Origin of the sequence: Pseudoalteromonas sp. R86517 (assembly GCF_042466295.1) — a bacterium.
GTDB lineage: Bacteria > Pseudomonadota > Gammaproteobacteria > Enterobacterales > Alteromonadaceae > Pseudoalteromonas > Pseudoalteromonas atlantica.
The window spans coordinates 2,429,028-2,440,820 of sequence record NZ_JAXHCB010000001.1; the positions used below are offsets into that span (position 1 = coordinate 2,429,028).

Genomic DNA, 11,793 nt, shown 5'->3' on the forward strand with positions numbered 1-11,793 from the left:
AACGTGTACTAACTGTTAAAGCTAAGCTCTTTAGCAGAGCGCTTTAGCAAGGCTAGTATTACTTGCGTAAATGCTTAACAGCTTTATCAAGTACACCGTTTACAAATTTATGGCTGTCTTCAGCGCCAAATATTTTAGCAAGCTCAATGCCTTCATTGATTGCTACTTTATATGGCACATCTTCACGGAATTTAAGCTCATACGCGCTTAAACGTAAAATTGCACGCTCTACCATATCTAAATCATCAAATGGACGTGTTAAATGCGGAGATACAGCTTCATCTAGTTGCTTATAATTAACGGCAACGCCACGCGCTAAATCTTTAAAGTATTCAACATCAATTTTAGTCACGTCGTTTTCGATCAACATTTGTTGTTCGATATCGGCAATTAAATTGCCACTTAATTGCCAAGAATAAACGGCTTGAAGTGCTAAGATACGTGCTTTACGTCTTGCTGCTGGTTTCACAAAAATTCCTTAAACTTAAATTTTATCTAACACATTAACCATTTCAAGCGCGCCTAATGCCGCTTCGCCGCCTTTGTTACCCATTTTGGTACCAGCGCGTTCAATTGCTTGTTCAATGCTTTCTGTGGTTAATACGCCAAATGCAACCGGGATATCATACTCAAGCGATACATTTGCAAGGCCTTTGTTAGATTCGCCAGCAACGAGGTCAAAGTGTGGTGTACCACCTCTGATCACTACGCCTAATGCGATGATTGCATCATACTCTTTTTTTGCCGCAATGCGTTTTGCCGCTAAAGGTAACTCTACTGCACCGGGTACATACACAACGGTAATGTCATCATCGGCTACGTCACCAGTACGCTTTAGCTCATCAACAGCACCTTCTAGTAGGCTGCTACCAATAAAATCGTTAAAACGAGAAATAACAATAGCGAATTTTTTGCCTGGAGCGTACTTATTACCTTCAATAATTTTCATTTGATAACCCTAAAAATATGTTCAAGCGGTTGCGATTGCGCAAAAATTGCTGCGCATCATACCATAAAAATAAAAAAATAGACTAGTTAAAAGCTGAGCCCTTATTGTGGCTCAACGTAATCAACCACTTCTAAATGAAAGCCCGAAAGTGCATGATACTTTTTAGGGCGACTCATTAAGCGCATTTGCTTAATACCTAAATCAGCCAGTATTTGCGAGCCCACACCAACAGTGCGTGATGTGCCTTTAAATTTACGCGGCGTAACATTTTCGCCAGCATCGGCAGCAGCAAATGTTTTTACTGTGGCCTCTAGCTCTTCGGTGCTTTCTTGTTTGCCTAAAATAACCAGTGCACCGTTATTTTTTGCAATGTAAGCCATTGCATCAGAAAGCCCCCAACTACGGTCCGCACTTCTGTCTGAAAGCAAAATATCGTTAAAGGTACTTTGTAAGTGCACGCGCACAAGCGTTGGCTCTTGCTCTTTAATTTCACCTTTTAGCAATACGTAGTGCAGTTGGCCGTCAATCGTATCTTTGTAGGTTACTAAATCAAACTCACCGTGCTCAGTGGGTAATTTACACTTAGCCACTTGCTCTATGGTGGTTTCGTTAAGGTTTCGGTACTCAATTAAATCTGCAATTGTGCCAATTTTAATACCGTGCTCTTTAGCAAATATTTCTAAATCTGGGCGGCGCGCCATAGTGCCATCGGCATTGAGAATTTCTACAATAACTGATGAGGCTTCAAGGCCGGCTAAACGTGCCAAATCACAGCCAGCTTCGGTGTGGCCTGCGCGCGTTAACACGCCACCTGGTTGTGCCATAATAGGAAAAATATGTCCAGGTTGTACAATATCACTTGGTACAGCACCCTTTGCAATTGCCGCTTGAACTGTACGCGCTCTATCGGCTGCTGATATACCCGTTGTTACACCTTTAGATGCTTCAATCGACATAGTAAAGTTAGTAGAAAACGCTGCGCCATTGTTTTTAACCATTAACGGTAAATCAAGCTGCTCACAACGCTCTTGCGTCATAGTTAAACAAATTAAGCCACGGCCATGAGTGGCCATAAAGTTAATTGCTTCGGCGCTAATGTGCTCTGCTGCAATGATTAAATCACCTTCGTTTTCTCTGTCTTCGTCATCCATTAAAATAACCATTTTACCGGCTTTAATGTCGTCGATGATTTCTTGTGCGCTGTGTAAATTCATAAATTTGCTCGTGTAAGTTATCAGTGTCGTTATTTAACAAAACCAGCTTTAGCTAGTAAGCTCATTGAAATATCTGAGCCTGTCGGCTGCTCAGCCCCTTTAATAAGGCGCTCTAAATAACGTGCAATTTGGTCGACTTCTAAATTAACGCGTGTGCCCACTTTAAAATCAGCAATGGTGGTTTGCTCGCTTGTGTGCGGCACTATGGTTAATTTAAATTTATTACCTTGTACAGCGTTTACTGTCAGGCTTATACCATCTATACATACAGACCCTTTGTAAGGAATGTACTTCATTAAATTTTCATCGGTGCTTAGCCAATATTCTGTGGCGCGCGCATTACTAGTAATAGCTGTAATGGTTGCAATGCCATCAACATGACCTGACACTAAATGCCCGCCTAAACGTGAAACCGGCTGCATGGCTTTTTCAAGGTTAACTGTTTGGCCAATATTATAATTTGCAAACCCAGTTAAGCTGATAGTTTCGTTTGATAAGTCGGCACTAAAGCCATCAATGTGCTTATCAACTACCGTTAAACATACGCCATTAGTGGCAATGCTATCGCCAAGCTTTACATCGCTCATATCAAGATTAGCGCTTTGAATGCGAATGGCTAAATCGCCTTGTTTTTTTTGTAATAGTGCAATTTTGCCTGTGGCTTCAATTATTCCAGTAAACATAGCCCTACTCTTTTAATTAAGTGATTGGAATGTGTTTTGTAGCGGTTATACGTAAATCATCGCCTATTTTCACACACTCTTTAAACGTCAAATTAACGGTGTTTTGCATATCTGTCAGCGGTGCAAAATTAACTAAGCTTTTTGCATCGCCCCCCATTAGTTTAGGTGCTAAATAAAATATATATTCGTCTATTAAATTAAGCTCTGTCATTTTACCGGCAAGTGTAGCACCCGCTTCTAAATAAACATGATTAAATTGCAGCTTAGCAAGGTGCGCTAAAACAGACGTTAAATTAACTTTGTTATTTTGCTGTGGCACTTCTATATGCCTTACAAAATGCGGCCACTGCGTTGATTTATCAACCTTGGTAGTAAAAATTATTATTTCACTTTCAATATTAAATACTGCCAGCTCTGGTGTAAGCCTATTTTGTGAGTCAATTATAACACGCACCGGTTGGCGTAGGGGTAAATCGGTAGGCAAAGCCTGTGGCAACTCGCTTAACCTCACATTGAGCTTAGCATCATCGGTAATAACCGTATCGGCGCCCGTTAAAATAGCGCAGCTTTGTGCTCGGTGTAATTGTACATCTTGTCGCGCAGCGCTGCCGGTGATCCACTTACTTTGGCCATTTTTAAGCGCGGTTTTACCATCAATGCTGGCCGCCATTTTACACGTAACATACGGAAGTCCCTGCTCCATACGCTTAAAAAAACCTAAATTAAGTGCGCGCGCTTGCTGCTCTAGAAGCCCAAATGCAACCTCTATACCTGCATCGCTGAGTATTTTAAGCCCTTTACCTGCGACTTGTGGGTTGGTGTCGACCATAGCCGCAATAACTTTTACTACACCTGCGGCTTTTAAACCCTCTGCACACGGCGGAGTGCGTCCGTAATGGCTACACGGTTCAAGCGTAACATACGCAGTCGCGCCTTTTGCGTTTTCACCTGCTACAGCAAGAGCATTAACCTCAGCATGCCCCTGCCCAGCTAATTGATGAAACCCTTCACCAATTATGTGGTTATCTTTAACTAAAACACACCCGACATTAGGATTGGGGGTGGTTGTAAATCGCCCTTTTTTTGCAAGCTCGATGGCACGTGCCATGTACATTTCATCTTGCGCAGTAAAGGTTGTTTGGTTTTGCATTATTACTCCCCTAAACGGGCAATTTCTTCACCAAATTCGCGTATATCTTCAAACGAGCGATACACAGAGGCAAACCGCACATAGGCTACTTTATCCAGTTTTTTAAGCGCCTCCATTATGCACTCACCCACTAGGTGACTTGATATTTCTCGCTCGCCGGTAGCACGCAACTGCGATTTAATAATATTAACCACTTCATCCACTTGCTCTGTACTAACAGGGCGTTTTTCTAGGGCACGATTAAGGCCATTGAGTAGTTTATCTTCATTAAAGGGCTCTCGACTGCCATCTTGTTTAATTACACGTGGCATGACTAACTCGGCGCCTTCAAAGGTAGTAAATCGCTCGTGACACTCGTTACATTCACGACGACGGCGAACTTGGTGGCCTCCGCCGACTAGGCGAGAATCAATAACTTTAGTATCTTTTGCGGTACAAAATGGGCAATGCATAACTCGGTACTTCCGTTTTAAAACAAAAAAGGCCGCTATTTAGCGGCCTTTTATCTTAGCAAAAAAATAGGGCCTGTTGGCCTTTCAGGATTAAATTTGTTCTATCTAGGGGTGATTTGATCGCGGCGCGAGGTTTGTAACCTAGTGGGCTAAGTAAAAACCGAGCAACAAAGAGTAAATCGCCCCTAGGACGAACCCGAGGGCAGTGCATGTTTGGCATTTATGCTGCGTTATCGCCTATTTGTGTGGAGTAACCACACTACATAGACTCTGCCTTGCCTAAAAACCAAACATACTACTGCAAATTAAACCTCGAAAGGTAAACAGGCCCCTTGTTGTGATCTAAATTACTGCTGCTTATGCAATTAAGCGTATACAGGTAGTTTTGCACAAATTGCTTTAACTTTTTCTTTAACTTGCGCTTGTACTGACTCATCGTTGATGTTGTCTAATACGTCACAAATCCAGCCAGCAAGTTCTTTCGATTCAGCTTCTTTAAAGCCACGACGCGTAATTGCAGGTGAACCAATACGTAAACCAGAAGTAACAAACGGTGAGCGAGGATCGTTTGGTACAGAGTTTTTGTTCACAGTAATATTTGCATTACCAAGCGCTGCGTCTGCATCTTTACCTGTGATATCTTTATCGATTAAATCAAGTAAGAATAAGTGGTTTTCTGTTTTATCAGATACGATTTTGTAACCGCGCTCTTGCATAACAGCAACCATAGCTTGAGCATTTTTAACTACTTGTGCTTGGTATGTTTTAAATTCTGGTTGTAGAGCTTCTTTAAATGCCACTGCTTTTGCAGCAATAATGTGACATAAAGGACCACCCTGGCCACCTGGGAACACAGCGCTGTTAAGCTTTTTGTAAATTGCTTCGTCGCCACAAGCAGAAATAATTAAACCACCACGAGGGCCTGCTAATGTTTTGTGTGTTGTTGTTGTTACAACATGCGCGTGAGGTACTGGGCTTGGGTAAACACCCGCCGCAATTAAACCAGCAACGTGAGCCATATCAACAAATAAGTAAGCACCTACTTTATCAGCAATCTCACGGAATTTAGCCCAATCAACAATACCTGAGTACGCAGAAAAACCACCAATAATCATTTTTGGTTTGTGCTCAAGTGCTAGCGCTTCTACCTGTGCGTAGTCAATTTCGCCAGTTGCTTCGTCTAGCCCGTACTGGATTGCATTGTATAGCTTACCTGAGAAGCTTACGTGTGAACCGTGCGTTAAGTGACCACCATGAGCTAAGCTCATACCAAGTACAGTGTCGCCCGCTTCTAATAATGCTAAGAAAACAGCTGCATTTGCTTGAGAACCCGCATGTGGCTGAACGTTTGCATAGTCAGAACCAAATAGCTCGTTAGCACGATCAATTGCAAGTTGTTCAACAACGTCTACGTGCTCACAACCGCCATAGTAACGTTTGCCCGGGTAACCTTCTGCGTATTTGTTTGTAAGCTGTGAACCCTGTGCTTCTAGTACGCGTGGGCTACAGTAGTTTTCTGATGCGATTAATTCAATGTGCTCTTCTTGGCGAGCAGTTTCTTTGTTTATCGCGTCAAATAACTCTGGATCAAAATCCGAAATATTCATGCTACGTTCTAACATTGGGGTCTCCTAGGGCAACGTGTATGGTGTTTTTTAGAGGCTTTATTGTACGCTTTAAACGACTCTTTGCCTACGCTCTTAAGTTGAGGATATTTAAACAGGGATTGAATCTATTTCACAGCGTTTTTAAGATGATATTTTTTTATAAATGCATTAATAATTTAAATGGCTTTTATTTTTTACATTTAATTAGTTAATGATAAATACTTTATTTAGCGCGTTAAAAATACAAAAAAAGCGGCCAAAGCCGCTTTTTTAACGCTAAGTTAGTTAGCCTAACTTAGCGAGTATTTCAGTGCGTAACGCTTCATAATCAGGGTTAATTTCGCTTGCTAAACAAGGTTTAGCAAGTGCGTCGCTAAGTGGTTTTGGCATATCAAGTTCAATATTTAGGATCTCTTCTACGCTTTCTTTAAACTTAGCAGGGTGAGCAGTTGCTAAAAAGATACCTGCTGCGCCGGGTGCTTTATTCTCTACAAGACCTTGGTATGCAATGGCGGTATGCGGCTCTGCAACATAACCAGTTTGTTGAATATTTTTCATCACTGCTTGCGTATTTTCTTCGCTCACGCTGGTTGAGTAAAAATTATCGTAGCTAAACCAGTTATTATCTAACATTGTTTGCACACGTGGCCAGTTATTTGGCTTGCTCACATCCATCGCATTTGAAAGCGACTCAAGTGTGGCATTTGGCGCCCAATTTTTATCAAGCATGTAACGTGGCACGGTGTCGTTTTGATTTGTAGTCGCGCTTAGTTTACCCACCGGCAAACCGATTACAGCACCAATCATGGCGGCACATACATTACCAAAGTTACCACTAGGGACCGAAATATGCGCTGTAGCACGCTTTTCTTTTGGTAGCTGAGCAATGGCTTCAAAGTAATAACATACTTGTGCCACTAAGCGGCTAATGTTGATTGAGTTAGCTGAATTAAGGCCAAGTGTAGATTTAACTTCGTCATCTAAAAACGACTTTTTAACCAGCTCTTGGCAATCATCAAAACTGCCATCAACCGCGTAACAATAAATGTTGTTACCAAGCGTAGTAAATAGCTTTTGCTGAGCAAGCGAAATTTTGCCTTTAGGGTATAGAATAACCACATCTATGTTTGGCTTGTTGTAAAACGCATGCGCTACAGCAGCGCCAGTATCGCCAGAGGTTGCCGTTAAAATCGTGACTTTTTCGCCTTGATTAAACTGTGCTAAACACTCAGCCATAAAGCGCCCGCCAAAGTCTTTAAACGCAAGCGTAGGGCCATGAAAAAGCTCTAAACAATAGTTATTGTCTTCAACCTCTACCAATTTTACGGGGAAGTTAAATGCATTTTTAACCATTTGAGCAACGGTATCAGCGGGTAATTCATCACCAATAAGGTGCGATAAAATTTTGCTACTGCGGGTAACAAAATCCATATCTAATAACGCATTTACATCGGCGAGTGGCGCTAAGCTTTCAGGGAAAAATACCCCCTGATTACGCCCAAGCCCTGTTTTTACCGCTTCAACAAACGACACTTTTTGAGAATTTTCTTTTAAATTATGTAATTGCATAAATGCCTATCCTATAAAACTGTTAATTGACGCGTGCCGTCGTTATCTAATTTACAAATGTGGCAAAAGCCCTGCTCATTTATATAGTTTTGCGCTAACCACTGCGCACATTTTTCAGCAGCTTCTAATGTTTTACACACTGTAAATAACGTAGGGCCTGCACCTGAAATACTGACAATTTCTGCACCAAGCGCTGGCAAATTTGCTTTCGCTTCGCTAAACCCTGTTATTAACGGTGCTCGGTAAGGCTCTGCTATATCATCTTGCATAATGCTCAATGCATCATCAAAACGCTGCGTTAATAACAAACTGCTAAATGCCGATAAACGCTGTGCAAACTCAACCCCTGCATGCATGCTTAGCTCTTTAGGTAATACCGAGCGCGCCTTTGCGGTATTAAGCGAAAACCCAGGAAACGCCGCTACGTAGTACCAGTTTTCATCAACTGGTAGAGCAATTGACTTATCAGGAATTAAATCGCCTGTAAGCTGTAAGCCCCCTAAATAACACGGGGTGATGTTGTCATAATGACGTCCGCCACTGACTATCGCTTCAAAATCAGCCATTAATTCAATCAGCTCAACTTGGCTTAAATTGGTTTGAGCAAACTTATCAAGCGCAGCAAAGGTTGCTACCACCGAGCACGCACTCGAACCTAGCCCTGAGCCAATTGGTAAATTCTTTTTAAGCTCTAATTTTACACTTGGCATATCTGGCGCAACGTGCGCTCTAAAATGTACTAAACATTGATATGCTAGGTTTTCGCTCGCATCGCTTGGTAACTTATGCGCATATTCGCCAGAGCAAACAAACTCATCACTTGCTGCGGCGCTTACTGCGGCTACATCACCTAATAAGCTGCCATCAATAGGCGCAAGCGCTGCGCCAAGTGCATCAAAGCCCACTGCAAAATTACCTATAGACGCCGGAGCATATACTTCTATCATAATGCTCTCCTAGCGCGATAACGTTTTTAATACGTCGGCAAATACGCCTGCAGCTGTTACCGCAGAGCCTGCACCGTAGCCACGAATTACAAACGGGCGTGGTTGATAATATTGGCTTAAAATAGCTAACGCGTTTTCACCATCACGAATAACATTTAATGCATGCGATGAATCGACCGCTTCAATACCTACTTTACAGTGGCCTTCTTTAATTGTACCTACATAACGCAGTACCTTGCCCTCTGCTGCCGCACTTTGAATACGGTCGTTAAACTCAACGTCTAAACTTGGCAGTTTAGCCATAAATTCATCTACGCTGTCGCCTTGTGCAAAACCTTGTGGCAATACCGACTCTACTTCTATATCGCTAAGCTCTAATTTCATGCCGGCTTCGCGTGCAATAATAAGTAATTTACGTGCTACATCGGTACCCGATAAATCATCGCGTGGGTCTGGCTCTGTAAAACCGCTTTCTTTTGCTTTAATGGTTGCCTCAGAAAGTGATAAACCATCTTCTAGTGCACCAAACATGTACGACAGTGAGCCTGATAAAATACCGCTAAACTCAAGTAACTCATCACCTGCACCAAATAACGACTGTAGGTTATCGATTACCGGTAAGCCTGCACCTACGTTTGTTTCGTATAAAAACTTGCGGTTATTTTTTTGTGTTGCTGCAATTAAGTCTTGGTAATAATCGTACGAGCTGGTTGTTGCTTTTTTATTAGCGGCAACCACATGGAAGCCCGCATTTAAAAAATCCACATACTGAGCAGCTAGCGCATCAGAAGACGTACAATCTACAAGCACAGGGTTTACTAAGTGATTTTGTTTTACAAACTGCTCAACTAAATTTAAATCAAACGCTTGCTCTGATGCTGCAAGCTTTTGCTGCCAGTCATCAAATGCAATACCTTCGCTGTCTAAATGCAATTGACGAGAATTAGCAACGCCATATAGGTTTAACTTAATATTACGTTTTTCAAGCCACGCTTGCTGGCGCTCTAACTGAGAAATAAGCTCTTGGCCTACTAAGCCACAGCCAAGTAAAAATACGTCAATTGAAGGGACGTGGGTAAAAAAGTTTTCATGGCATATTTTCACTGCATCGTTACACAGCTCGCCATCAATAACCGCCGAAATAGCACTTTCTGTAGAATCCTGCGCAATGGCTACAATGTTTACTTGGGCCTGTGCAAGAGAAGCAAAAAACTGTGCTGCTAAACCTTTGTGTGCGCGCATGTTATCGCCCACTAAAGTAACAATGGCAAGATTACGTTGTACTTGTACCGGCTCAATTAAGCCTGCTTGTAATTCAAGTTCAAATGCACTTTGTAAGGCTTCTAGCGCGAGCGCTAAATCGCTTTCGTGCACACAAAAGCTAATGCTAAATTCACACGATGATTGAGTAATTAATACTATCGATACGTTATCGTGCGCAAGGGCATTAAATACCTTAGAGGCCATGCCCACTTTACCTTTCATGCCTGGGCCTGACACGGTAAGCATTGCTAAGTCTTGTAAGCTAGAAAGCGCTTTTACTGGCTCATCCGATGAATAGTCGTTACCAATTAATGACCCTTGAGCATCTGGGTTATGGGTATTTTTAATTTCGCACGGTACGCCCGCTTTCGCGCACGGTAAAATGGTTTTAGGATGAAGTACTTTAGCGCCAAAGTAAGAAAGCTCCATCGCTTCTTTATAAGATAAGAAATCAACTTTAGTCGCTTTTTTGATGTAGCGCGGATCAGCACTGTACACACCATCAACGTCAGTCCAAATTTGGCAAATTTCAGCATCTAAACATGCCGCTGCAATAGCTGCAGAGTAATCAGAGCCATTACGACCAAGTGTAGTAAGTTCGCCTTGCTCGTTGCTTGCTGTAAAGCCTGGCATAATGTAAATGGTGGCTGGGTTTTCTTTAAGTACTGCTTGAAAGCGTGCTTTACTCGTTACTAAGTCGGCCTCAGCATCAATGTAGCCACCAGTAGAGGCAACACAACGCGTTGCTTCAAGGTATTGTGCATTGTGCGAGCTTAATAAACTTTGCATTAGCGATACGCTAACACGCTCACCAAAACTAATTACAAAAGCACGAATTTGATCTGGGCAGCACTTAATAAGCGCCACACCATCTAGCTTATTTTTAAGCTCATTAAAATCTGGCCAGTTTGTTACTTCGCCACTGCTTTTTTCTACTTCTGCTTTTAATGTCTCGCATCGGCTTAGTAAAGCTTGCCATTGCTGAGAAAAATCTTGACCTTGCTCAGCGGCACTTGCCAGCGCAACTAATGAATCAGTCATACCACCGGGTGCAGAAAGTACCAGTAACATTTCATCTTTTAACTGTGCTTTTACCAGCAAAGCTACTTGTTGCAAACAGGCAAAGTCGGCAAGCGAAGAGCCTCCAAATTTTAAAACGCGCATTATTTATGTTCCTCATCCCATAAAACGAAAAAAGGCCTGTGTTCTTAGTGAACACAGGCCTTTAAATTTGTTGCACCGACCTATGCCACTATCCAGTAAGAATGGTGGTTGTAATAATAATGGTCAGTGCGCGATTAATTGTTTTCATAGAGCTAAGACTGCCTTAACAAAGGCTATGCTGTCAACCCCAAATTAAAAGATAAAACAGCCTTTTTAAACATGAAAAAACCTAATGAATGCCAAATTTATGCAAAACTTCACTTAAAGCCGATTTATTAATAGGTTTATTTATAAAGTCGATAGCACCAAGCTGCGCGACTTTTTGCTTCATTTGTTGTTGTATATCAGCGGAGATCACCAGTACAAAACACTCTATTTTTTCTGCTTTAATGCGCTCCAGCACTTGTACGCCGTCAACTTCTGGCATGGTTAAGTCTAAACACAAAAGATCAAATTGCTGCAAGCGTAAAAGCGCCAGCGCATCGGCCCCGTTTGCGGCTTGTTGAATGTCGGCACTCACGCACTCATTTAAACAACGCACAACTTGTTTGCGTGCAACAGTGGAGTCATCACACACTAATATAGAAAATTTCATCATGTTAACTACTAAAATAACCTTTTAAAATTATAAAAACGAGCCGTCCGTTGGTTTTTGCTATTCTAACACGTTCCTAAAACTCTAACACTTTGCTTGTTCGCATAATGTAGTACTGTAACCTTACAATAAAACGTTAAATATTATTGATAATTGCTCTAGTTGCCTATTAAAAATCATCGTTTTTGAAATCTCAGTAG

At 41.9% G+C, this 11,793-nt stretch carries 11 protein-coding genes; all 11 read right to left on the reverse strand.

Annotated features, from left to right (window positions below):
- Positions 1-58 precede the first annotated feature (58 nt).
- A complete protein-coding gene (gene nusB, locus SJY38_RS10930; RefSeq protein WP_004586866.1) occupies positions 59-469 on the reverse strand; it encodes a transcription antitermination factor NusB in 411 nt (136 codons plus the stop codon).
- A gap of 15 nt (positions 470-484) precedes the next feature.
- A complete protein-coding gene (gene ribE, locus SJY38_RS10935) occupies positions 485-949 on the reverse strand; it encodes a 6,7-dimethyl-8-ribityllumazine synthase (protein WP_286740548.1) in 465 nt (154 codons plus the stop codon).
- A gap of 101 nt (positions 950-1,050) precedes the next feature.
- A complete protein-coding gene (gene ribBA / locus SJY38_RS10940) occupies positions 1,051-2,163 on the reverse strand; it encodes a bifunctional 3,4-dihydroxy-2-butanone-4-phosphate synthase/GTP cyclohydrolase II (RefSeq protein ID WP_286740550.1) in 1,113 nt (370 codons plus the stop codon).
- Positions 2,164-2,192: 29 nt separating this feature from the next.
- Entirely contained in the window at positions 2,193-2,846 is a 654-nt protein-coding gene (locus tag SJY38_RS10945) for a riboflavin synthase (RefSeq protein ID WP_004586863.1), read from the reverse strand.
- Positions 2,847-2,862: 16 nt separating this feature from the next.
- Entirely contained in the window at positions 2,863-3,996 is a 1,134-nt protein-coding gene (gene ribD, locus SJY38_RS10950; protein ID WP_286740553.1) for a bifunctional diaminohydroxyphosphoribosylaminopyrimidine deaminase/5-amino-6-(5-phosphoribosylamino)uracil reductase RibD, read from the reverse strand.
- Between the two features lie 2 nt (positions 3,997-3,998).
- A complete protein-coding gene (nrdR, locus tag SJY38_RS10955; protein ID WP_004586861.1) occupies positions 3,999-4,448 on the reverse strand; it encodes a transcriptional regulator NrdR in 450 nt (149 codons plus the stop codon).
- A 365-nt stretch (positions 4,449-4,813) separates the two neighbouring features.
- Entirely contained in the window at positions 4,814-6,070 is a 1,257-nt protein-coding gene (gene glyA / locus SJY38_RS10960; RefSeq protein WP_024031685.1) for a serine hydroxymethyltransferase, read from the reverse strand.
- 270 nt (positions 6,071-6,340) lie between these two features.
- On the reverse strand, positions 6,341-7,624 hold the full coding sequence (gene thrC, locus SJY38_RS10965) for a threonine synthase (protein WP_377109745.1): 1,284 nt from the start codon (positions 7,622-7,624) through the stop codon (positions 6,341-6,343).
- A gap of 11 nt (positions 7,625-7,635) precedes the next feature.
- Positions 7,636-8,571: a homoserine kinase gene (thrB, locus tag SJY38_RS10970; RefSeq protein ID WP_286740560.1), complete on the reverse strand. Its 936-nt coding sequence runs from the start codon at positions 8,569-8,571 to the stop codon at positions 7,636-7,638.
- 9 nt (positions 8,572-8,580) lie between these two features.
- On the reverse strand, positions 8,581-10,998 hold the full coding sequence (thrA, locus tag SJY38_RS10975) for a bifunctional aspartate kinase/homoserine dehydrogenase I (protein WP_286740562.1): 2,418 nt from the start codon (positions 10,996-10,998) through the stop codon (positions 8,581-8,583).
- A gap of 229 nt (positions 10,999-11,227) precedes the next feature.
- On the reverse strand, positions 11,228-11,596 hold the full coding sequence (locus SJY38_RS10980) for a response regulator (RefSeq protein ID WP_024031682.1): 369 nt from the start codon (positions 11,594-11,596) through the stop codon (positions 11,228-11,230).
- Positions 11,597-11,793 lie beyond the last annotated feature (197 nt).

Coding starts and splice junctions, on each gene's coding strand:
- nrdR (WP_004586861.1), bottom strand. CDS start 4,448: ATGCATTGCCCATTTTGTACCGCAAAAGATACTAAAGTTATTGATTCT.
- thrA (WP_286740562.1), bottom strand. CDS start 10,998: ATGCGCGTTTTAAAATTTGGAGGCTCTTCGCTTGCCGACTTTGCCTGT.
- ribBA (WP_286740550.1), bottom strand. CDS start 2,163: ATGAATTTACACAGCGCACAAGAAATCATCGACGACATTAAAGCCGGT.
- thrB (WP_286740560.1), bottom strand. CDS start 8,571: ATGATAGAAGTATATGCTCCGGCGTCTATAGGTAATTTTGCAGTGGGC.
- SJY38_RS10945 (WP_004586863.1), bottom strand. CDS start 2,846: ATGTTTACTGGAATAATTGAAGCCACAGGCAAAATTGCACTATTACAA.
- glyA (WP_024031685.1), bottom strand. CDS start 6,070: ATGTTAGAACGTAGCATGAATATTTCGGATTTTGATCCAGAGTTATTT.
- SJY38_RS10980 (WP_024031682.1), bottom strand. CDS start 11,596: ATGATGAAATTTTCTATATTAGTGTGTGATGACTCCACTGTTGCACGC.
- thrC (WP_377109745.1), bottom strand. CDS start 7,624: ATGCAATTACATAATTTAAAAGAAAATTCTCAAAAAGTGTCGTTTGTT.
- ribE (WP_286740548.1), bottom strand. CDS start 949: ATGAAAATTATTGAAGGTAATAAGTACGCTCCAGGCAAAAAATTCGCT.
- ribD (WP_286740553.1), bottom strand. CDS start 3,996: ATGCAAAACCAAACAACCTTTACTGCGCAAGATGAAATGTACATGGCA.